We start from the raw sequence: 22,412 nt of genomic DNA, 5'->3' as shown, positions 1-22,412 counted from the left end.
TACCGACCGCTCAGTTTGGTGAAACTGTCGCGCAACGCGGCTACCTGCGAGTAACGTGCGCTGCTCACCCCCCAGCTCCCTGCGGTCCGCACCGGACCCGAGCCACGCAAGGAGATACGGGATGCCAGACGCGTTCTCGTCCCCCGAGTACCAACCGCCTCGCCCACCGAGGCACCAACCGCCGTCCCCACCGCGGTACCAACCGCCGCACCAGCCGCCGTCCCCACCGCGGTACCAACCGCCGCACCAGCCGCCGTCCCCACCGCGGTACCAACCGCCGCACCAACCGTCGTACCAGTACCCGCAGTTCCCGAACAGCAGCTCGCCCTCCCACGTCACCTACCCCTGGCAGCCCCCGCCACCCGAGCCCGAGAGAAGGCGCCTGCCGCGCCATCAGGCGCTGGGGCACCACAGCGACATCAGACTCCTGCGCGGCGCGTACCGCCGGCAGCGGCGGGTGGCGACGCTCACCGCGCTCGGATACTTCACCCTCTTCCTCCTCCTCTCCGCGTTCGCGCCGGAGCTGATGACGAGCACGGTGTCCGGCGGACTGTCGACCGGGCTGCTGCTCGGCCTGCTCCAACTACCTGTCACCTGCCTGGCGATCGGGCTGTACGAGTACACGGCGCGCCGACGCGTCGACCCCATCGCGGACCGGATCCGCAAGCAGGCAGAGCTGGACGCGAAGCGGGAGGCGGCACGATGACGGGGACGATGGAGTTGGCTGGAATGGCCGAGGCGACCGGGGTGACCGGGGTGACCGGGTTCAGCAGTTCCGCGCAGGCCATGTCGCTGGTGGCGTTCACAGCGGTGGCCACGATCACGCTGCTGCTGTGCGTGATGACCGGCCCCGACCGTGACGACCTGGACGAGTTCTACACGGGGTACGGATCGCTGTCGCCGATGCGCAACGGGCTTGCCATCGCCGGGGACTACATCTCCGCGGCGACCGTACTCGGCACGGGCGGGATCATCGCGCTGACCGGCTACGACGGCGTCGTACTGGCCCTCAGCACGGCCCTCTCCCTCATGCTGCTGATGTTCCTGCTGGCCGAACCGCTGCGCAACGCCGGCCGGTTCACCATGGGCGACGCGCTCGCGCGCCGGATGCCGGGGCGCGCGGTCCGCATGACCGCGTGCGCGGTGACACTGGTCGCGCTGCTGCCACTGATGCTCGTCCAGCTGGCGGGAACCGGCGACCTGCTGGCGTTCATCCTCGGCTTCTCCAGCGACTCTCTGAAGACCGGCTGCATCATCGGGATCGGCGCTCTGATGATCAGCTACGCGGCGATCGGCGGCATGAAGGGCACCGCCCTCATCCAGATCATGAAGATCGTGATGCTGCTCGGGTCCGGGGCCGTCGTCGCCGTACTCATCCTGCACCGGTTCGACTGGAGCCCGGGGGCGCTGCTCAACGCGGCCGGCAGGAACAGCGGCGTCGGCTCCGCGTTCCTCCACTCGGGCCTGGAGTTCGCGGGCGGCCCCAGCCCCCGCCTGGACATGATCACTTCGGAGCTGACCGTCGTCCTCGGCGGCGCCTGCCTCCCGCACATCACCATGCGGATGTACACGGCGGGCAGCGCCCGCCAGGTGCGCCGCTCGATGTCCTGGGCGGTGCCGTGCGTGGCCCTGTTCGTCCTCGTCATCAGCGTCATCGGCTTCGGCGCCACGGCACTGATCGGCCGCGATGTGATCGCGGGCGCCGACCCGCAGGGCAACACCGCGTACCTCATGGGCTCCAGGGCGGCCTTCGGCCCGGACGTCTCGACGGCGGAAACCCTCCTCTTCACCACGGTGACGACGGCGATCTTCCTGACCCTGCTCGCCTCGGTCGCCGGGATGATCCTCGCCTGCGCCAACTCCCTCGCCCACGACGTGTTCGCGCGCGGCCGGCTCTTCCGCAGCGGCCGCAGCCACGACGAGCTGTCACCGCGCCGCGAGATGATCCTGGCCCGCGTCTCCGCCCTCGCGGTCGGCGCACCGGCCATCCTCCTGGCCACCCTCGTCCAACACCACAGCCTGCAACCCCTGGTCACCCTCTCCTTCTGCCTCGGCGCCTCCGCGATAGCGCCCGCCCTGGTCTACAGCCTCTTCTGGCGCCGCTACACCCGCACGGGCCTCCTCGCCACCCTCATCGGCGGCACCCTCACCGTCCTCGTCCTCATGCCCGGCACCAACCTCGTCTCCGGCTCCCCCATCTCCGCCTTCCCCGACGCCGACTTCAACTGGTTCCCGTTCACGACCACGGGCCTGGTCTCCATCCCCCTCGGCTTCGCCTACGGCTGGCTGGGCACGCTGGCCTCCGGCCGAAGGAAGGCGGAGGAGCAGAGGGGGCAGTACGAGGCAGTGGAGGGGTGGATTCTGGCGGGGGCCGTAAGGAGGAGCAGCTAGGCCGGCCCAGCGGAAGCCCTTCGCGCCTGCATCCGCGGTGCCGCCTCCGCGGTGCCGCATGCCGGCCCGGCTCCGGTCGCGGTGCCGCATGCCGGCTCAGCTCCGGTCGCGTTGCCGCCTCCGCGCTGCCGCATGCCGGCCCAGATGCATCCGCGGTGCCGCTTCCGCGCTGCCGTATGTCGCTCTGGCTGCGGTCGCGCTACTGCCTCCACGCTGCCGCATGTCGCCCCGGCCGCAGTCGCGTTGCCGCGAACCGTGGCCGTGGCCGTCCTGGGGCTGCCCCTTCCAGCCGACCGAGACGGGTGGGCGGGTGGGAAGCCCGTCGCGGAGCGGCGAAGAAGGCCGGTCCCGCGGAGCGTCCCGCGGAGCGGGGCAGAGCCGGGCCACGGAGCGGCGAACGCTTCCGGGAGCCGCGGAGCGGCGGAAGGCTCCCAGGCCCCCCGGGCTCCCGCGGCCGCCGAGCCGCAAAGACCTCGGGGAACCGCGGAGCGGCCAGGCGTCGGGGGTGGCTACTCCGCCGGCGCCCGCCCCGTCAAGGTCGTGAGGCTCGTGCGTACGTGGTCCATCTGGGCCCGTACGTCGTCCCACCGCTCCCCATGCTCGCGCAGCACCCGCTCCGTCTCCCGGGCGATCCGATCCTCCCGAACCCGCGCCTCGGCAAGCAGTTCATCGGCACGGGCCACCGCGTCCTCCTGCTGGTGCCGAGCCGCCTCCTCGACCTCGGCGAAGGCCCGCTCGGCCTCGGAGAGCGCGGCCTCGGCGCGCGCGACGCGTTCGACGTGGTGCGCGTCGAGCGCGACCTCCCGCTCGGCGGCGGCACGCTCAGCCTCGGCCCAGCGCCCGGCGTGCTCCTTCTCCTGCTCGGCGAGCAGCACCTCCGTACGCTCCCGCATCTCCCGCAACGCGCCCAGCGCCTCAGTACGGTTCTCCTTGATGTCGCGGCGAGCCGAGATCCGCATCTCGTCGGCCTCCGCCCGCGCGGCGAGCAGCCGCTGCAGGGCACGTTCTTCAACCTCGCCACGCACCTCGTCGGCGTACGCCTGAGCGGCCTCCCGCACCTGCCGCCCCGCCGCCTCGGCCTCGTCGACGACGAGCTGGGCCTCGCGCCGCGCGGTGTCGCGTACGGTCGCGGCCTCCTCCTCGCCGAGTTCGAAGATCCGCCGAGCACGCTCACCGAGCGTCTCGTACGTCTGCGGGGCGAGCCGCGCCACGGTCTCCCGCAACCGCTCGACCTCCGCGCCCATCTCCTTGGCCAGCACGGTCAGCCGGGCGGCCCGCTCCCAGGCGGCATCCCGGTCCCGGGAGAGCGCCGCGGCGTACGTGTCGACCTGCTCGGGACGGTAACCACGCCCCCGTACGGCCATGAAGCCGTGCGGCGACACCGATGCGCTGCTCATCCTCGAACCCTCTCCGCCCGACATACACGAAATGAAGATTTCGCGCATATCTTGATGGATCAGGTGGAAGTGTTCATAACGCGACACTCCGCCCACCCATTCGGCCAGGGATGCGTCATTCGAGGTCAGAAGCCGGAATCGCGGTGCCGCGACGCAGCCGCGGGAAGGGCTGTTCGGCCGTCGCACGGTCACACCCGACGACATCACCGACCCCGGGGAGGGAGAAGCACGAATGCCCGTACGACCGAGGCGCTCGACCCGTCACACAGGTCGAGCGCCTCGGTCGTACGTGTGCCCGCGGAGCTACAGCAGGCCGTCCCACATCTGTTCCAGCAGGACCGACCACCAGCTCTCCGGGGAGCCGAGGGCAGCCGGGTCGAGGGAAGCGAGCTGGGCCTGGAAGTCGACGGTCCAGCGGCCCGCCTGCTCCTGGTTGAGGCCGAAGCGCAGTCGCCACATCCGGCCGAGCAGCGCCAGGCAGCGCGCGAACTCGGGCAGACCCGTGTTCACGAACTGCGGCGGCACCGGGGCACCGCCCGGCCCCGCCTCCACCGGCACGGCCACGATGTTCGCCGTGCCGTACTGGACACAGATCGCCCTGCCGAAGTCGCTGCCCATGACGAGGTAGGAGCCCGCATCCGCGGCAGGCTGCACCCCGCGCTCCTGCGCCAGCTCGGCGAGCGTCGGCACCGGGCGGCCCGGCTGCGCCTGCGCCCAGAAGAACGGGCCCATGTCGACGGGAAGTCCGGCCACCACCAGCGTGTGCGCCACGATGTTCGGCACGCCCTGACGCGAAACCGCCGCCTGGTCGAACCGGAACACCCCCGGCCCGAACGCCGCCGCCAGCTCCTGCCCGATCGCCTCCGGCGGGATCGGCGGCGCGGGCTGCACCGGCGGAATCGGCGCCCGTACCGGCGCCGGACGCGCCGGACCGTCCGCCACCTGGTGCAACTCGCCCTGGTGAGCCAGGAGTTGGTGCATGCCCTGCTGACGGCTCGCGTGATCCGTGCCGTACGGTGCGATGCTCGTGATCCGCGCCTGCGGCCACGTCTCCCGGATCATCCGCGCGCAGTACGCACCCGGCAGCTCACACGACTCCAACTCCGTGTGCAGCTCCAGCACTTGCTGCGGCGGCACGTTCATCGCGCGCAGCTCGTGCAGGATCTGCCACTCCGGATGCGGCGTACCCGGCGCGGAACGCCGGATCAGCTGCTGCTCGGAGCCGTCCTGCGCGCGATAGCGCAGTACGGCCTGATAGCCGGGCCCGACGGTCGGCTGCCCCGCCTGCGGATAGCCGTACGCCGGCGGCTGCTGACCGGGAGCCATCGGCTGCCCCGGCATCGGCTGACCAGGCATGGCCTGCCCGGGCAGCGGCTGGGGAGCGCCCGGCGCCATACCGGGGGCCTGCGGGGGCGGCGGCACGCCGGGACCGCCGACGGGCGGCCCCGCGAGCATGGTCGCCGCGTGGTGAACACCACCCGGGGGCGTACCCCCCGGAGGCTGCGGCGCACCGGGAGTTCCGGGCGCGGCAGGCGCACCGGGAACACCAGGAGCGCCCGGAGGCTTGGGTGCGCCCGGGGCACCCGGCGGCTGCGGAGCCCCGGGACCACCGACCGCCGGACCGGCCAGCATCGTCGCCGCATGGTGAACACCACCCGGAGGCTGCGGCGCACCAGGCTGCCCCGGAGCAGCGGGCGCGGCAGGCGCACCCGCGAGCCCCTCGGGCCCGTCGGGACCGAGCTGCGAGACGAGCTGCGTCGGCACGTAGCCGCCCGCGGGGGTCCCCGGAGCACCGGGCCCGGACGGCGGAGGCGGCGTACTCCCCGCCCGCGCACCCGGCACACCCGGGGCGCTCGGCGGATGCGGCGTGCTCGCTCCACCACCGCGCGCGCCCCGCGGCGGCGCCTGCGCCTTGCTGGTCGCGGCGTCGGCGATGTCACCGGCGTTGGGCGGCAGGGGCCGCGAGGGCGCGCCGGGCGGAGGCGTGCCGGGGGCACCCGGAGGCTGCGGCGCACCGGGCGGCGGCGTACCCGCAACTCCACCCGGACCCTGCGGGAACCCGTATGCGGGCGCACCCGGAGGAGGCGTGCTCTGCGGACCACCCGGAACCGGGGCGCCCGGAGGCGGCGTACCCGGGACGGCCGAACCCTGCGGCGCACCGGGCGGCGGCGTACCCGCAACTCCACCCGGACCCTGCGGGAACCCGTACGCGGGCGCACCCGGAGGAGGCGTGCCCTGCGGACCCCCGGGCCCCTGCGGATAGCCGTACGACGGCGCGACCGGCGGCGTCGCGCCCTGGGGCGTGCCCGGACCCTGAGAAGGGCCGGACGGCGGCGGCGAGTTCGGGTCGCCGACCGCGGGCGCCAGCGCCGTGCGCGGAAGTTGGCTGCCGCCGGACATCAGGGCGGTCTTGGCGTCCGGCGTCGCGGCCGGCGGCGGGGTGTCGTCGACATCGGTGAGCGGCGGCGCGAACACGGTCGCGGGCAGCGGTACCGAGCGGTCGTCACCGGCGTCGGCGTTCGTGTCGGTCCCCGCCCAAGGGGTGGCCGCGGAGGGCGCACCCGGCGTCACGGCGTCCCGCGGGCCCGACACCGGCTCGTCGGCGGCCGCCGCAGGCCACGGCGTACCCCCACCGGGAGCCGAAGGCGTACCCGGCACGGCGTGCGCCCCCGGCACGGAAGGCACCCCGTGCGCCTCCGGCTGCCCCGGCGCACCCGAGACCGAACTCCCGCTCCCGGAAGCCCCATTGACGGAACCGCCCAAGGAGGCGTCCCCGCCCGCAGAGGCGGCAGCGGGACGAGACCCCGCCCCGTCGGACGCCCCGGCGCCCGCCCGCCGATCCGGAATACCCAACTTGTCCGCGGCCTCCTGCAACCACTCCGGAGGACTCAACAAGAAGGAAGTCTGGTTCAGATCGACCCGGGCCGGAGGCGCCGGCGAAGGCTCGGGCGCCGCGGCCGGCACCCCGTACTCCTCCTCGTACCGGCGAATCACCTCGCCCACCGGCAGCGCGGGCCACAGCGTGGCCTCCCCGCTGTCACGCGCGATGACGAGCCGCTGCGCGCCCCCGTCGGAACGCGGCCCCTCGGCACGGTCCTCGGCCCACACCACGAACCCGAGTTCGAACTCCCGCACCCGCACCTCACGATGCTGATACGAGGCCACGTCCCCGTTGATCCACTCTTCCGCGCGCTCCTGCGCCTGCGCGAAGGTCACCATCGGAAGTTCACTCCCCCACCGAAGACACTGAAGAGACGGGCACGGCGCGCGCGAAGCCGCCGTCCACCATCAGGTTCGCCACCGTCTCCAGCTCGGGCGGATTGCCCGCGAGCCGGGACAGGAACTGGTCGAAGTCGTCACCGCAGGGCAGCAGTAGCCGCTGCACCCGCTCGGCCGGCGGCCAGGCGTCCTGGTCGCGGGCATCGTCGTACGCGCAGAACCAGACCGAACCGATCCCGTCGCCCTTGACCTTCACGGCCAACAGCCCGCCCTGCACGAAGCCAACACTCAAGTAGTCCTTGGTGAGATGGTCGCGCAGACACTTGTTGACGTAGACGAGGTCATTGACGGCGGCCTCATCACGCACCGTGAAGAAGGGCTGGTCCACCAGGAGTCCCAGCTCGGCGTCGAGCGCGGCGCCGACCGGCGCGCACCCCCCGGCCGCCTTCAGGAAGGATCGATACGCGCCCGGCAGCCGATACCCGAGGTCCTCCTCGACCCCCAGCACCTGCTGCTCCGTCACCGCCACGGCCGACTTCGGCAGCCCGAAGTGCGCGGGCCGCGTCTCCTGCAACGGCCGCGTGCCCCGCTTGTCCTGGTCGACCGCCGATGTCGCGATACCACCGTGATGCCGCAGCAACGCCTTGACCTCGACGGGCACCAACTCGAGCCGCCGACCGCCCGGCACGTGGTGCCAGGTCCAGCCGTGCGGTGTGGCCACCGACGGGATCGTGTCCCACAGGTCGTGACCGGTGGCGGCCAGCGCGGCGTTCGCGGAGACGTAGTCCGTGAGCCGCAGTTCGTCGACGCCGAAGCCCTCCGGGGGCTCGGCGATCTCGGCGGCGGCACGCGCGTAGAGCGAGAAGTCGGGGTAGCCGTGCTCGTCGACCCGTACACCTCTGGGGTGACGGGCAGCCCGGACCGGATCCGGGAAATGCACGACCTGCCCGGCGTAGGCCGCGTTCGGCGGCGCGGCTTGCTGCCCGAGCCGACCTGTCGTCATGGCGGTTGCCCCCTGCGGCGTTCTCAATAGCGGTATGGATCGTGGATGTCGACAGCCTATGCGGTTGGACGACACCGGTCACCGGGCCTCCGGTTCTGTGACCTGCCGTCACCCCGCAGTGACCGTACGACGAAGACCGGGCGTGTCGCGCCGCCCCAGCTTCCGCACCCGCCACGGCATTTGGCAGTCTGTCTCCGCACCGGGGGATGCATGGGAGGGAAAAACGATCATGAACGCGACGCATACGGGCACGTCCGGGGACCCTCGGGTCGGCTGGAGCAGCGCCGAGGCGCCCCACGCCCCCGCCCTCCTGCACCGCCGTGACGGCATACTTCCCACCGTCGCCGCCGCCCTGTCCGTACGCGGCGCGACCCTCACCGGCACCGCGGCGCGCGGCGACCAGACCCCCGCCCTGCACCCCCTGGTCCAGGACTTCCTCGATACCCTCACCAGCGCGCAACGCGACCGTTTCACCGGCCGCTGCGCCGAGGCGATCCTCATCTCCCGTCACATCGCTTCCGCCGACGCCGCCCGCAGCAAGCGCGCCGCGCGCAAACCGATGACGAACGGCGAGGCTCGCAAAGCCCTCAAGCAGGCCAAACTCACCGCCCGCCGCATCCGCGAGGACGGCGACCCGCTGCACGGCAGCTTCGCCGCGCCCTGCCGCTCCTGCACGGCGCTCATCGACCACTTCGGCGTACGCATCGTCGACCCTGCCGCGCCGGACGCCTGACCGCCTCCACCCCACCCGCTCCTGTACGACGGCGTCCGCCACGCCGATGTCCCAACCCTCGACGAACGAAGGGCAGATGCACGCCGACCGCTCCTCCTCCACCAAGCTCTCGACCCCCCTCGAACAGGGGGGACCCCCATCACGCTTCTCCGCCCCCGTGAACGCCGCGCTGCGCTCCGCGGGGTGGCAGCCCGGGCGCTGGGACATAAAGCAGGCCGAGTACTGGGCCGACGCGCTGCGCGGGCACGCGTCGCCGGCCGGGCACCGGCACGCCGTGTTCCCGGCGGCGGTGGAGGCATGGGCGGAATTCGGAGGCCTCCGCATCACCTCACCGGGCCCCGGACGCCAACTGGCGCCCGCCACGCTCGATCTCGACCCCCTCCACGGCCTCCACATGGCCCGCACCCTCGGCGACCTCGGCCGCGCCCTGGGCACCGAGGTCTGCCCCCTCGGTGAGGAGTCCGACACCCGCGCCCTCCTCGCCATCGACGCCGAGGGCCGCGTCTACACCCTCGACCACACCGGCGACTGGTACCTGGGCCCCACCATCGACACAGCCCTCACCACCCTCGTCTCAGGCATAGAGCCCCCCCGCCTCACCGCCGGCTGACCCGGCCCCCAGGCTTTTTCGCCCCCTCCGCCCCTACCCGTCCCATACCTGAGGGCTGCGCCCCCAGACCCCCGCTATCGGCCTTGACGGCCTCGCCCTCAATCGCCGGACGGGCTGAAAGATCAAGCGCCGGCCCGGGGGAAAGGGAGCCGACGGGGTGGGTGCACCCATCCGGAGTCGCCGACGCGAACCCCCACGCACCCGCAACGCACCGCCCCCACGCGCCCGCAGTCGCAAAACCACGGAAGGGGCCGTGCCGGTACATCACATGCCCCGTCGCTTACGCGGTTGCCAACAAACAGGACCCTGCAGCCCAAGCGATCTGCCACCGGCGACGGGGCGGATGTACCGGCACGGCCCCGACCCACCCACCGGCGGCACGCGGAACGCGGCACGCGGAACGCGGCACGCGGAACGCGGAACGCGGAACGCGGAACGCGGCACGCGGAACGCGGCACGCGGAACGCGGCACGCGGAACGCGGCACGCGGAACGCGGCACGCGGAACGCGGCACGCGGAACGCGGCACGCGGAACGCGGCACGCGGCACGCGGCACGCGGCACGCGGCACGCGGAACGCAGGCGAATCCCGCACAACGCCCCCGCTACGCCTCCGCAGGAATCACCGCAGACACCCGAAACCCACCCACATCCGTAGGCCCGGACACAAACACGCCCCCCAGCGCCGCAACCCGCTCCTTCATCCCCAGCAACCCATTACCGCCACTGGGCAACAACACGGACGCCCCCGCCCCGGGCTCCAGCTCCGGCGGGCACTCGTTCTCCACCTGCATCGCGATCTCGGACACCCGATGCGCCAGCCGCACATGCGTCTTCGCGCCCGCCGCATGCTTGTGGACGTTGGTCAGCGCCTCTTGCACCACCCGGTACGTCGTCTGCTCGACCTCCGGCGCGTACGCCCGCACATCCCCTTCCACCGACAGGTCGACGACCATCCCCGCAGCCGCCGACTGCCCGATGAGCTCGTCCAGCTCTGCGAGGCAGGGCCCTTCCACGGACACGGACACAGACACGGACACAGCCCCGACCCCGGCCAGGGCTCCGGCTCCGCCCCCGGACTCCGAGTCGTCCGCCGCCCGCGACGCCGCCGCCGCGGCCGCCGCCCCCACCGCCGCAAGCGGCACGGACTGCACCCGCACCCCCAGCCCGTCCCCCGTACGCAGCACGCCCAGCATCTCGCGCAACTCGGTCAGCGCCTGTCGCCCCATGTCCCCGACCAGCGCCGCGTTCTTCACGGCCTTCTCGGGATCCTTCCGAGCCACGGCCTGAAGCGCGGCGGCATGCACGACCATCAGGGACACCCGGTGCGCGACCACGTCATGCATCTCGCGAGCGATCCGTGTCCGCTCCTCGTTCCGCGCCCACTCGGCCCGCTCCTCCGCCCGCTCGGCGAGCAGCTGCAGCTCCCGCTCCAGCGAGTCCGCCCGCTCCCGCAGGCTCTCCATCAGCCGCCGCCGCGCCCCCACGTACAGCCCGAGCAGAACGGGCGGAGCGGTCATCCCGATCGCGGTCGTAATGGAGATGAAGGGGACGAACCAGTCCCCCATGGTCACGTCGCCGCGCACCACTCCCTGATGCGCCCGCACGAACGTGACGATCAGCATCCCGGCGAAGGACATCCCCGCCAGCGCCCCGATGATCCGCCGCGGCAGCTCGGACGCGGCGAGCGTGTACAGCCCGACGAGCCCCATCAGGAACCCCATCTGGGCAGGCGTGATGGCAATGGAGACCAAGACCACGGCGATCGGCCACTTGCGCCGCAGCAGCAGCACGGACCCGGCGATCAGCCCGAACCCCACCCCCACCGGAACAGGCAGCCCCGCGTCGTGCGCGAACCGAATCCCTTCTCCCGCGCACTCCACCGCGGACGCCGTCGCGAGCCCCGCGTCCAGCACCGCACTGCGCCACCTGACCCACCACCACGGCCCGGTCCCGGCCGTGGTGTGCTCTTCCCCCGTCGTGGTCATGCCTCCAGCCTACGGTCGCCCCCCGCCCCTTTTCCGGCGAGTTTCGCCTACTGGCCTACACCACCCTCCGTAATCGAACAGAAGCGAAACCGGCCAATATCCCTCGAACCACCGAATCGCCCACCGTTCGCCCCCGGAACCCCACATTCCGCCGGACGTCACACCCATGACGCAACGCACGTCGGAGACGCCTGACGGGATTGGCCGGCAACCCGCGTTCCGCGGAGTGCCGCCCCTTCCGCAGAGTGCCGATCTCTGTACCGTCAGAGTGCCGATCTCCGTACCGTCGCATGGAAGGCGCCCGGTACGGCATAGTGTTGGGTGCCCACTCGGCAACCCGACCAAATGTCCAGTTCGGTCGCGTTAATCCCCCGTGGTGTAATTGGCAGCACTGTGGCTTTTGGTGCCATCTGTCCGGGTTCGAGTCCTGGCGGGGGAGCCATGCTCGGTTCGGGCCCTGACAGCTCTGTCAGGGCCCGCTCTCATGTCCCCCCTGGTACGCCCCGGTATCCTGCGGGTGTCAAAACCCCCCATCCGAAGCCGAAGGGCATACCCGTGAGCGCCAATCGCCCGGCAGCCGTCGTCGTTCTTGCAGCGGGTGAGGGCACCCGTATGAAGTCGGCCACACCGAAGGTTCTGCACGAACTGTGTGGCCGTTCCCAGGTGGGTCACGTGCTCGTGGCCGCGCGCGAGTTGGAGCCCGAGAACCTGGTCGTGGTCGTGGGGCACGCCCGCGAGAAGGTCGTCGCACATCTCGCCGAGATCGACCCCGCCGTGCGGACGGCCGTTCAGGCCGAGCAGAACGGCACCGGGCACGCCGTGCGCATGGGCCTCGAAGAGCTCGGCGGCAGCGTCGACGGCACCGTCGTCGTGGTCTGCGGCGACACGCCGCTGCTCAGCGGCGAGACCCTCCGGCGCCTGGCCACCACGCACGCGGAGGACGGCAACGCCGTCACCGTGCTCACCGCCGAGGTCCCCGACGCCACCGGCTACGGCCGGATCGTGCGGGACGGCGCCAGCGGCGCGGTCACCGCGATCGTCGAGCACAAGGACGCGAGCGAGTCGCAGCGGGCCATCCGCGAGATCAACTCGGGCGTCTTCGCCTTCGACGGCCAGCTGCTCGCGGACGCGCTCGGCAAGGTGCGGACGGACAACAGCCAGGGCGAGGAGTACCTGACCGACGTCCTCGGCATCCTGCGCGAGGCCGGGCACCGCGTCGGTGCGGCCGTCGCCGCCGACCACCGCGAGATCGCCGGTATCAACAACCGCGTCCAGCTCTCCGAGGCCCGCCGCATCCTCAACGACCGGCTGCTGGAGCAGGCCATGCTCGCCGGAGTGACCGTCATCGACCCGGCCACCACCTGGGTCGACGTCACCGTCACCTTCGAGCAGGACGCGCTCGTGCACCCGGGCACCCAGCTCCAGGGCACCACGCACCTGGGCGAGGGCGCCGAGGTCGGCCCCAACTGCCGCCTCAAGGACACCAGGGTGGGGGCCGGCGCCCGTATCGACAACACCGTCGCCGACGGCGCCGAGGTCGGGCCGCAGGCGTCCGTGGGCCCGTACGCGTATCTCCGCCCGGGCACCCGCCTCGGGCTGAAGGCCAAGATCGGCACCTACGTCGAGACGAAGAACGCGAAGATCGGCGAGGGCACCAAGGTCCCGCACCTCTCCTACGTGGGCGACGCGACGATCGGCGACTACTCCAACATCGGCGCCGCCAGCGTCTTCGTGAACTATGACGGAAAAGACAAACACCACACGACGGTCGGCTCGCACTGCCGTACCGGTTCGGACAACATGTTTGTGGCTCCTGTCACGGTCGGGGACGGCGCGTACACCGCGGCGGGCTCGGTCATCACCAAGGACGTACCGCCCGGTTCGCTGGCCGTGGCCCGTGGCCAGCAGCGGAATATCGAGGGTTGGGTGGCCCGCAAGCGTCCGGGAAGCGCGGCCGCGAAGGCGGCGGAGGCGGCTTCCCGGGAGCCGGAAGGCGAAGCCTGACCGGAAACGGGCACGTCTGACACGGCGTACCGTGATAAGTGCACATCGCACCGTGCACCCAAACCCCAGCTGAGACCACCTCTCGACGCCCAGCTGAGACACCTCTGAGGAGACAGTGCTGTGACCGGGATCAAGACGACCGGCGAGAAGAAGATGATGTTCTTCTCCGGCCGCGCCCACCCCGAGCTTGCCCAGGAGGTCGCCCACCAGCTGGGTGTCGGGGTCGTCCCGACAAAGGCCTTCGACTTCGCGAACGGCGAGATCTACATCCGCTACCAGGAGTCCGCCCGCGGCGCCGACTGCTTCCTGATGCAGAGCCACACGGCTCCCATCAACAAGTGGATCATGGAACAGCTCATCATGATCGACGCTCTGAAGCGGGCCTCCGCCCGGAGCATCACGGTCATTGTGCCCTTCTACGGTTACGCCCGGCAGGACAAGAAGCACCGCGGACGTGAACCGATTTCGGCCCGTCTGATCGCCGACCTGATGAAGACGGCCGGTGCGGACCGCATCCTCACGGTCGACCTGCACACCGACCAGATCCAGGGCTTCTTCGACGGCCCGGTCGACCACCTCTTCGCACTGCCGATCCTGGCGGACTACGTGGGCACGAAGGTCGACCGCAACAAGCTGACCGTCGTCTCCCCCGACGCCGGCCGGGTGCGCGTCGCCGACCGCTGGTGCGACCGTCTGGACGCCCCCCTCGCGATCGTGCACAAGCGCCGCGACAAGGACGTGGCCAACCAGGTCACCGTCCACGAGGTGGTCGGTGACGTGAAGGGCCGCGTCTGCGTCCTGGTCGACGACATGATCGACACCGGTGGCACGATCTGCGCCGCCGCGGACGCCCTGTTCGCGCACGGCGCCGAGGACGTCATCGTGACGGCGACGCACGGCGTGCTCTCCGGCCCGGCGGCCGACCGTCTGAAGAACTCCAAGGTCAGCGAGTTCATCTTCACGGACACCCTGCCGACGCCGGGCGAGCTGGAGCTCGACAAGATCACGGTGCTGTCGATCGCGCCGACGATCGCGAACGCGGTGCGCGAGGTCTTCGAGGACGGTTCGGTGACGAGCCTGTTCGAGGAGCAGTAAGCCCTCGAACCCCTCGATCCCCTAGATCGATTTCTTGTACGGCCTCCCCGCCGCGTAAGCTGTCACAGTTGCTCGGCGAGGGAGGCCGTACCGCTGTAAAAGGCGAGTACGGCGATCCGTTATCGACGCGCTCTTCGTAGCAGGCCGATGGTTTTGGCCGGGTGACCTCCCCCAAGTTCTCGACTTCGTTCGAGCAGGGGGGAACCTCATCCCCAAGATCTACGAGGAGTGAACATGTCCGAGGTCAAGCTCGCCGCCCAGACCCGTACCGAGTTCGGCAAGGGCGCTGCCCGCCGCATCCGCCGCGAGAACAAGGTCCCCGCGGTTGTCTACGGTCACGGTGCCGAGCCGGTCCACGTGACGCTTCCGGGCCACGACCTGCTGCTCGCCCTGCGCACCCCGAACGTCCTGCTCTCCCTGGACGTCGACGGCAAGACCGAGCTGGCGATCCCGAAGGCCGTCCAGCGTGACGCGATCAAGGGCTACCTCGTGCACGTCGACCTGCTCCTCGTGAAGCGCGGCGAGAAGGTCACCGTCGAGGTCCCGGTCCAGACCGAGGGCGAGCTGGCCGCCGGCGGCAACCTGCTGGAGCACGTGCTCAACACCCTGACCGTCGAGGCCGAGGCCACGCACATCCCCGAGTCGGTCACCGTCTCCGTCGAGGGCCTTGAGGCCGGCGCCTCCGTCCACGCCAAGGACATCCCGCTCCCCGCGGGCACCACGCTGGCCATCGACGAGGACGCCGTCGTCCTGCAGGTCCTGGCCGCCCAGGCCGAGGAGCCGACCGCCGAGGGTGCCGAGGGCGAGACCGAGGCCGCCGAGGCCTGATCCTCCCGGATTCCCGTCCGTCAGCCGCCGCTCCTCGAGGGAGCGGCGGCTGCCGCGTATAAAGCGTCGTACGAGCGAAAGCGTCGTACGAGCGCAACGTCGACGAACAAAGCGCCGTGCGAGCCTCGTATGAAGGTTGAAGGTCTGGCATGAAGGAGAAGCGGACGTGACGACCGACGCCAACGCCCCCTGGCTGATCGTGGGCCTCGGCAACCCCGGACCCGAGTACGCCATGAACCGGCACAACGTGGGCTTCATGGTCGCCGACCTGCTGGCCGAGCGGATCGGCGGGAAGTTCAAGCGGGCCGGGAAGGCGCAGGCGCAGGTGATCGAGGGGCGTATCGGCCCGCCCGGTCCGGCGAACCGCCGGGTGATCCTGGCCAAGCCGATGTCGTACATGAACCTGTCCGGCGGCCCGGTGAACGCGCTGCGGGACTTCTACAAGGTGCCGGTGGCGAACATCGTCGCCGTCCACGACGAGCTGGACATCGACTACGGCGTCCTGCGCCTCAAGCTCGGCGGCGGCGACAACGGCCACAACGGGCTGAAGTCGATGACGAAGGCGATGGGCCCGGACTACCACCGGGTGCGGTTCGGCATCGGGCGCCCTCCGGGCCGGATGCAGGTCGCCGACTTCGTGCTGAAGGACTTCGCGTCGGCGGAGCGCAAGGAGCTCGACTACTTCGTGGACCGCGCGGCGGACGCCGTGGAATGCCTCGTGATCGAGGGCCTGGAGCGGGCGCAGAGCACGTACAACTCGTAGGCGGCGCGTACCACTCCGCGTACCACTCGCCGACAGCCGGATCGTGGATCGCCGGCAGTCGAAGTACGCGTACAACTGCCGACTTGTCCGCCCACCGGGCCCGACAGGAGTTGACCGCGCGCACGGCCATGGCCAATGATCCCGGCCATGCCTGCCGTCACCACAAGTCGAGGCTCCCGTCAGAACGCCGGCGCGGCGCTGCGGTTCGGACGGCTCGCGGCGATGGGTGCCGTCGCGGGGCTGATCCTGATCGCGGGCGTCTGGGCCTCCTGGGGCACCGCCCAGCACGTGATGCTGAGCAAGGGCCGGGAGCAGGGCACGATGGCCGTGCAGGCGTGCTCGGGCGACCGGTGTACGGGGCCCTACACGCCGACCTCGGCCGGTTCCAAGGCGCGGGCCCGCGTCACCATCGAGCAGTCGGTGGCGGTGAAGAAGGGCCAGACGTACACGGTCACGGTGAAACCCGGCAGCAGCGACGTCGTCCGCAGCGGACCCGCCGGTCTCCTCTACGCCTGGGTGCCCCTCGGGGGCGCCCTGCTGCTCGCCTCGGTGGTGGTCGCGGGCGGCCTGCGCCTCACGCGCGTGGCGTGGGTGATGGCGGGACTGGGGGCCGCTCAGCTGACGGTCACGTTCCTGGCGCTCTGATCTGGGGTTTCCCGGCCGGAGATCGTCTTCACATCCATGGAAGACCTGTGCGTTCCCTGATCGTTATCCGTGACTATTGGGGCGATGCGCGACACATGGCACACGAGGGACTTTCTTCCGCTTGACCGATAGTCAGCGATTCAGGAAGCTGAGCCGCCCCCTCCACATCTTCCGTTTCTCCTCTCGAAGATGGACTGCCCATGCGTACCCTCACGCGCGCCGGCGCTCTCGTCGCCGGCGCATCCGCAGTGCTCCTGATCGCCCCCTCCGCCCACGCCACCGCCCCCGGCGACAACGGCACCGTGAAGATCCACGACGCCACCACCGGCGAGGAACTCCGCAAGAACGAGCCGCACGTCTGCACCTTCTACCTCGACGCCTTCGGCTTCGACGGCGTCCAGCAGGTCGACTGGCACATCGAGGCCTGGGCCCCGACCGCCGCGACCAAGGGCGAGACCGTGAAGTCCGGCGCGCTCACGCTGGACGCCGAGGGCCACGGCCGCACGGACGACCTGTCCCTGCCCGACGGCCACTACAAGCTGTTCTGGAACTTCGACGGCGAGAAGGGCGCGGCCAAGCACAAGGTCTTCTGGACCGACTGCGCGGACGAGCAGGAAGGCGGCTCCACGCCGTCTTCGTCCGCCTCACCGACGAGCACGGCCGGAGCGAGCGCGTCCCCCACCTCGCCCGCCCCCGGTGAGAGCGCGGAGGCGGCCCCGTCGGCGTCCTCCTCCCCGTCCGCGCAGGGCGGCGGCGACCTCGCCGAGACCGGCAGCAGCGCGCCGGTCGGCGCTCTGTCGGCCGCCGCGGCCGCGCTCGTCGCGGCGGGCGGCTACCTGGTGTTCCGCCGCCGCAGGGCGAACAACGCCTGACATACGAAAGGCGGTGCCCCCGTGCTCGTACGAGCACGGGGGCACCGCCGACGCGCGGACGATCAGCCGGTGTTGCGCAGCCCCGCCGCCACACCGTTCACCGTCAGGAGCAGCGCCCGCGACAGCAGCGGGTCCGGCTCCGCACCGGCGGCTGCCTCATCGCGCTGGCGCTTGAGGAGGGCGACCTGGAGGTAGGAGATCGGGTCCAGGTAGGCGTCGCGGATGGCGAAGGTCTGCTGGAGGACCGGGTTGGTGTCCAGGAGCTTCTCGCCGCCGGTGATGCGGAGCACCTCGCGGACGGTGAGTTCGTGCTCGGCCTCGATGGTGGCGAACACGTGCTTCAGCTCGTCGGGCACGAGGGTGTCCACGTAGTGGCGGGCGATCCGCAGGTCGGTCTTGGCCAGCGTCATCTCGACGTTGGACAGGAAGTTGCGGAAGAAGTGCCACTGGGCGTGCATCTCGTCGAGCACGGTGTCCCCTTCCTGCCGCAGGCCCGCCTCGCGCAGCGCCTTGAGCCCTGAGCCGACGCCGAACCAGCCGGGCACGATCTGCCGGGACTGGGTCCAGCCGAACACCCACGGGATGGCGCGCAGCCCGTCCAGCCCGGCCCCGGAGTCGGGGCGGCGGGAGGGCCGCGAGCCGAGGTGGAGGTCGGCGAGCTGGTCGACGGGGGTGGCGGCGAAGAAGTACGCGGGCAGGTCGGGGTCCTCGACCAGCTTGCGGTAGGCGTCGTGCGCGGCGTCCGAGACGACGTCCATCGCGGCGTCCCAGCGGGCCAGCGCCTCGTCCGACTGGCGGGGTGCGGTGTGCAGGGCGGAGGCCTGCAGGGTGGCGGCGACCGTCAGTTCCAGGTTCTCCCTCGCGAGCGAGGGCACCAGGTACTTGTCGGAGATGACCTCGCCCTGCTCGGTCACCTTGATCTCGCCCTCCAGGGTGCCCCAGGGCTGCGCGAGGATCGCGTCGTGCGAGGGGCCGCCGCCCCGGCCGACGGTGCCGCCGCGGCCGTGGAACAGGCGAAGGCGTACGCCGTAGCGGTGGGCGACGTCACGCAGCCGACGCTGGGCGCGGTGGATCTCCCACTGCGAGGTGGTGATGCCGCCGAACTTGGAGGAGTCCGAGTAGCCGAGCATGACCTCCTGGACGTCTCCGCGCAGAGCGACCAGGCGCCGGTAGGAGGGGTCGGAGAGCATGTCCTCCAGGATGGTGTCGGCGGCCTTCAGTTCGTCGGTGGTCTCCAGCAGCGGCACGATGCCGATCTTCGCCCAGCCCGCGTGCAGGTCCAGCAGCCCCGCCTCACGGGCGAGGACCGCCGCCGCGAACACGTCGTCGGCGCCCTGGCACATCGAGATGATGTAGGACTCGATCACCTCCGGCCCGAAGATCCCCAACGCCTTCTTGACCGTCTCGAACACGCCAAGGGTCTTGTGACCTGCGGCGTCGAGCGGCGCGGGAGTGGGCGCGAGGGGCCGCCGGGACCGCAGCTCCTTGGCGAGCAGCTTGGCACGGTAGTCGCGGGGCATGTCGACGTACCGCCAGGACTCCTCACCGAGGCGGTCGAAGAGCTGGCCGAGTGCGTGATGGTGGGCGTCCGCATGCTCGCGTACGTCCATGGTCGCGAGCTGCAGACCGAAGGCGGCCAGCGTGCGGATCGTCCGGTTCATCCGGCCGTCGGCGAACAGTGCGCCCCGGTGCTCGCGCAGCGAGGTCTGGAGCAGCGTCAGATCCCGCAGCAGCTCGGCCGTGCCCAGGTAGTCCCGCCCGTCCTCGTGCGGGGTGCCCTTGGCCAGGCGCTGCTTGGTGTTCTCCAGCTTCTGCCGGATGCAGGTCGCCTTCAGCCGGTAGGGCTCCTCCGCGTTCAGCCGCTTGTAACGCGGGCTGATCTCCGGCAGCCGCTCCAGATCCGTCCGCAACGACTCCAGCAGCTCCTCCGTCGCACCCGTGTAGCGGATCGAGTTCGACAGGAAGCCCCGCAGCTCGTCGATCAGCTCCAGCGCGTCGTTGATGCCGTGCTCGTGCTGCAGGATCAGCACGTCCCAGGTGACGTCCGGGGTGACGTTCGGGTTGCCGTCCCGGTCACCGCCGATCCAGGTGCCGAAGGTCAGCGGACGCGTGTCGTCCGGGAGCTGGACGCCGACGCGCTCCAGCTCCGCCGTCAGGTCCTCCAGCACGTCGCCGACCGCGCCGGCGTGCAGCTCGTCCAGGTAGTAGATGGCGTTGCGGGCCTCGTCGGCGGGCTCCGGACGCACCACACGCAGTTCGTCGGTCTGCCACACCAGGTCGATGTTCTCCGCCAGCCGGGTGTCGTACCGGCGGCGGTCGGCCTCGATGACCGGGGTCTCCAGCAGCGCGGCGATACGGCGCAGCTTGTTCAGCACGGAACGGCGCGCGGCCTCCGTCGGGTGAGCCGTGAACACCGGACGGACGTTGAGGTTCTTGACCGTCTGACGCAGGTGCTCGGGGTCGGCGTCCTTGAGCCGGTCGGCCGTACGGGCGAGCAGACCGCCCTCGGCGGCGCGCTTGGCCCGCAGCTCGCGGCCGCGGTGCACCTGCTCGGTCACGTTCGCCAGATGGAAGTACGTCGAGAAGGCGCGGACCAGCTTGGCCGCGGTCTCCAGCTCCGTGCCACGCAGCAGTTCGGCGGCGGCCTCGCCGTCCTCGCGGGTCAGTCGGCGGACCTTCTCGACCAGTTCCAGCAGCTCCGGGCCCTCCTGCCGGACGAGGGTCTCGCCCAGCAGATCGCCCAAGCGGCGGATGTCGGCGCGCAGCTCGCTGCTGGTCGTGGTGGTCTGGTCGTCGGCACTGCTCACAGGTGCGGCTCCTTGCAGTGTTGAAGCTCGTCTGGGAGGGAACCCGGGTGGTGACCGCGCGGCGGGTGCCGCTTAGGCACGTGGCATCCGGGAAGAAATCAGAACGGACCGCGCTGTCCGACCGACTCCAAGGATAGGTGTCCATGCGGGCGCGCAGGCTCACGGGCTCTTGCCGCCGGGCTACGCGCTGCCATACTTACGACGCCGTAGGTTACGGAAGCGTAGGTACTCTCGTCAGATGACGGGAGGACCCTGGGATCCGTACCCCGGACTTCTGGCTCAACCCTCTCCCCGGACATCTGCCTTCACCCTCGAACCCCACAGGGGACGCCCATGACCACGAGCTCCGATGTGATCGACGACGCCCCGCAGGGGAACGACGGCGGCACTCCGCTCCCCTCCGCCACACTGGGCGGCGAGCAGAAGCGGTCACTCGAACAGATCACACTTCTCCTCTTCATCACCGTCCCGTTCCTGGCGCTGGTCGCAGCGGTGCCTCTGGCCTGGGGCTGGGGGGTGAGCTGGCTGGATCTCGGCCTGCTGGTCTTCTTCTACTACCTGGGCTGCCACGGCATCACGATCGGCTTCCACCGCTACTTCACGCACGGTTCCTTCAAGGCGAAACGCCCGCTGCGGATCGCGCTCGCCATCGCCGGTTCGATGGCGGTGGAGGGGCCCCTCGTGCGCTGGGTCGCCGACCACCGCAAGCACCACAAGTTCTCCGACGCGGAGGGCGACCCGCATTCACCATGGCGCTTCGGCGAGACGGTTCCGGCGCTGATGAAGGGCCTGTGGTGGGCGCACATCGCCTGGATGTTCGACGAGGAGCAGACCCCGCAGGAGAAGTACGCACCGGATCTGATCAAGGACCCGGCGATCCGCGCGATCTCGCGTCAGTTCATCTACTGGACCATGCTCTCCCTGGCCCTTCCCCCGCTGATCGGCGGTCTGGCGACGATGTCGTGGTGGGGCGCGTTCACCGGTTTCTTCTGGGGCTCACTCGTTCGGGTGGCACTGCTGCACCATGTGACCTGGTCGATCAACTCGATCTGCCACGCGGTGGGCAAGCGCCCCTTCAAGTCGCGTGACCGTTCGGGCAACGTGTGGTGGCTGGCCGTGCTCTCCTGCGGCGAGTCCTGGCACAACCTGCACCACGCCGACCCGACCTCCGCGCGGCACGGCGTGGAGCGCGGCCAGCTGGACTCCTCGGCCCGGATCATCCGCTGGTGCGAGCAGCTGGGCTGGGCGTACGACGTGCGCTGGCCGTCACGCTCGCGTATCGATTCCCGCCGCAATACCGACGGGACCGGCTCCCGACGCAAGACGGAACCCGCCGAAGCGGCATGATTGACGGCGTGGCGACCGACTCCAGCAGCACCTCGAGCAGCAATGAGAAGCCTCGGCGCGCGCGCCGCACCCGCATGACCGGCGCCGAGCGCCGTCAGCAGCTGCTGGAGATCGGCCGCACCCTGTTCGCGGCCAAGGGCTTCGAGGGCACGTCGGTGGAGGAGATCGCGGCGAAGGCCGGCGTCTCCAAGCCGGTGGTGTACGAGCACTTCGGCGGCAAGGAGGGCCTGTACGCGGTGGTGGTGGACCGCGAGATGCGCCGTCTGCTGGACATGGTGACGGGTTCGCTGACCGCGGGCCACCCCCGTGAGCTCTGCGAACAGGCCGCGTTCGCCCTCCTGGACTACATCGAGGAGTACACGGACGGCTTCCGCATCCTGGTCCGCGACTCCCCCATCCCCCAGTCGACGGGCTCCTTCGCCTCGCTCATCTCCGACATCGCCACCCAGGTGGAGGACATCCTGGGCCGCGAGTTCAAGAGCCGTGGCTTCGACCCGAAGCTGGCCCCGCTGTACGCCCAGGCCCTGGTCGGCATGGTCGCGCTGACGGGCCAGTGGTGGCTCGACGTCCGCAAGCCCCGCAAGGCCGAGGTCGCCGCCCATCTGGTGAACCTCGCCTGGCACGGCCTGGACGGCCTGGAGCCGAAGCCGCGCTTGATAGGACATCGCAAGAGCTGAGAGTGGAGCCATGGGGCAGGATTGACCACAACAT

17 protein-coding genes and 1 tRNA gene are annotated in these 22,412 nt (G+C 70.9%); 13 read left to right on the top strand and 5 right to left on the bottom strand.

Annotated elements, in window-relative coordinates:
- The first annotated feature begins 121 nt into the window (after nucleotides 1–121).
- Both IEY95_RS14940 and IEY95_RS14935 read left to right on the top strand, forming a co-directional pair.
- Nucleotides 122–706, top strand: coding sequence for a DUF485 domain-containing protein (locus IEY95_RS14940; protein WP_189186466.1), 585 nt, complete (start codon nucleotides 122–124; stop codon nucleotides 704–706).
- Between the two features lie 23 nt (nucleotides 707–729).
- Complete coding sequence (locus IEY95_RS14935) at nucleotides 730–2,391, top strand: sodium/solute symporter (protein WP_189186525.1); 1,662 nt, start codon at nucleotides 730–732, stop codon at nucleotides 2,389–2,391.
- A gap of 509 nt (nucleotides 2,392–2,900) precedes the next feature.
- Here the strand turns inward: IEY95_RS14935 and IEY95_RS14930 are convergent.
- From IEY95_RS14930 to IEY95_RS14920, 3 genes are all read right to left on the bottom strand, one after another.
- Nucleotides 2,901–3,788, bottom strand: a complete 888-nt coding sequence (locus IEY95_RS14930) for a coiled-coil domain-containing protein (RefSeq protein WP_189186465.1) — start codon at nucleotides 3,786–3,788, stop codon at nucleotides 2,901–2,903.
- Nucleotides 3,789–4,091: 303 nt separating this feature from the next.
- On the bottom strand, nucleotides 4,092–7,007 hold the full coding sequence (locus IEY95_RS14925; protein ID WP_189186464.1) for an SUKH-4 family immunity protein: 2,916 nt from the start codon (nucleotides 7,005–7,007) through the stop codon (nucleotides 4,092–4,094).
- Between the two features lie 7 nt (nucleotides 7,008–7,014).
- Complete coding sequence (locus IEY95_RS14920) at nucleotides 7,015–8,010, bottom strand: SMI1/KNR4 family protein (RefSeq protein ID WP_189186463.1); 996 nt, start codon at nucleotides 8,008–8,010, stop codon at nucleotides 7,015–7,017.
- Between the two features lie 229 nt (nucleotides 8,011–8,239).
- On the opposite strand from IEY95_RS14920, the gene IEY95_RS14915 reads away from it, so the two are divergent.
- Both IEY95_RS14915 and IEY95_RS14910 read left to right on the top strand, forming a co-directional pair.
- Entirely contained in the window at nucleotides 8,240–8,743 is a 504-nt protein-coding gene (locus tag IEY95_RS14915) for a YwqJ-related putative deaminase (protein ID WP_189186462.1), read from the top strand.
- 76 nt (nucleotides 8,744–8,819) lie between these two features.
- The gene (locus tag IEY95_RS14910; RefSeq protein WP_189186461.1) at nucleotides 8,820–9,353 is read left to right on the top strand and encodes an SUKH-3 domain-containing protein; all 534 of its coding nucleotides are present in this window, start codon (nucleotides 8,820–8,822) and stop codon (nucleotides 9,351–9,353) included.
- 604 nt (nucleotides 9,354–9,957) lie between these two features.
- Here the strand turns inward: IEY95_RS14910 and IEY95_RS14905 are convergent.
- Nucleotides 9,958–11,340, bottom strand: a complete 1,383-nt coding sequence (locus IEY95_RS14905) for a sensor histidine kinase (RefSeq protein ID WP_189186460.1) — start codon at nucleotides 11,338–11,340, stop codon at nucleotides 9,958–9,960.
- Nucleotides 11,341–11,707: 367 nt separating this feature from the next.
- Between IEY95_RS14905 and IEY95_RS14900 the strand changes: the two genes are divergently transcribed.
- From IEY95_RS14900 to IEY95_RS14870, 7 genes are all read left to right on the top strand, one after another.
- Nucleotides 11,708–11,782: transfer RNA gene (locus IEY95_RS14900), tRNA-Gln, on the top strand.
- A 113-nt stretch (nucleotides 11,783–11,895) separates the two neighbouring features.
- Nucleotides 11,896–13,344 (top strand): bifunctional UDP-N-acetylglucosamine diphosphorylase/glucosamine-1-phosphate N-acetyltransferase GlmU, encoded by a 1,449-nt coding sequence (gene glmU / locus IEY95_RS14895; RefSeq protein WP_189186459.1) that lies wholly within the window; start codon nucleotides 11,896–11,898, stop codon nucleotides 13,342–13,344.
- Nucleotides 13,345–13,464: 120 nt separating this feature from the next.
- The gene (locus tag IEY95_RS14890; RefSeq protein WP_189186458.1) at nucleotides 13,465–14,439 is read left to right on the top strand and encodes a ribose-phosphate diphosphokinase; all 975 of its coding nucleotides are present in this window, start codon (nucleotides 13,465–13,467) and stop codon (nucleotides 14,437–14,439) included.
- 234 nt (nucleotides 14,440–14,673) lie between these two features.
- The gene (locus tag IEY95_RS14885) at nucleotides 14,674–15,267 is read left to right on the top strand and encodes a 50S ribosomal protein L25/general stress protein Ctc (RefSeq protein WP_189186457.1); all 594 of its coding nucleotides are present in this window, start codon (nucleotides 14,674–14,676) and stop codon (nucleotides 15,265–15,267) included.
- Between the two features lie 166 nt (nucleotides 15,268–15,433).
- Entirely contained in the window at nucleotides 15,434–16,030 is a 597-nt protein-coding gene (gene pth, locus IEY95_RS14880; RefSeq protein WP_189186456.1) for an aminoacyl-tRNA hydrolase, read from the top strand.
- A 135-nt stretch (nucleotides 16,031–16,165) separates the two neighbouring features.
- Complete coding sequence (locus IEY95_RS14875; protein WP_189186455.1) at nucleotides 16,166–16,675, top strand: hypothetical protein; 510 nt, start codon at nucleotides 16,166–16,168, stop codon at nucleotides 16,673–16,675.
- A gap of 200 nt (nucleotides 16,676–16,875) precedes the next feature.
- Nucleotides 16,876–17,547 carry an LAVTG motif-containing sortase-dependent surface protein gene (locus tag IEY95_RS14870; protein WP_189186454.1) on the top strand — a complete coding sequence of 224 codons (672 nt, stop codon included), beginning with the start codon at nucleotides 16,876–16,878 and terminating at the stop codon, nucleotides 17,545–17,547.
- 62 nt (nucleotides 17,548–17,609) lie between these two features.
- Here IEY95_RS14870 and ppc read toward each other — a convergent pair whose 3' ends face one another.
- Entirely contained in the window at nucleotides 17,610–20,354 is a 2,745-nt protein-coding gene (gene ppc, locus IEY95_RS14865) for a phosphoenolpyruvate carboxylase (RefSeq protein ID WP_189186453.1), read from the bottom strand.
- Between the two features lie 333 nt (nucleotides 20,355–20,687).
- On the opposite strand from ppc, the gene IEY95_RS14860 reads away from it, so the two are divergent.
- Together IEY95_RS14860 and IEY95_RS14855 are read left to right on the top strand one after the other, a co-directional pair.
- Nucleotides 20,688–21,701 (top strand): acyl-CoA desaturase, encoded by a 1,014-nt coding sequence (locus tag IEY95_RS14860; RefSeq protein WP_189186452.1) that lies wholly within the window; start codon nucleotides 20,688–20,690, stop codon nucleotides 21,699–21,701.
- Nucleotides 21,698–22,378: a TetR/AcrR family transcriptional regulator gene (locus tag IEY95_RS14855; protein WP_189186451.1), complete on the top strand. Its 681-nt coding sequence runs from the start codon at nucleotides 21,698–21,700 to the stop codon at nucleotides 22,376–22,378. The genes IEY95_RS14860 and IEY95_RS14855 overlap by 4 nt, the downstream gene beginning before the upstream one ends.
- Nucleotides 22,379–22,412 lie beyond the last annotated feature (34 nt).

Source organism: Streptomyces albiflavescens (genome assembly GCF_014645835.1).
In the GTDB taxonomy this organism is placed as follows: Bacteria; Actinomycetota; Actinomycetes; order Streptomycetales; family Streptomycetaceae; genus Streptomyces; species Streptomyces albiflavescens.
Note: the sequence above shows the minus strand (reverse complement) of the source record. Positions and strands in the feature narration are given on the sequence as shown.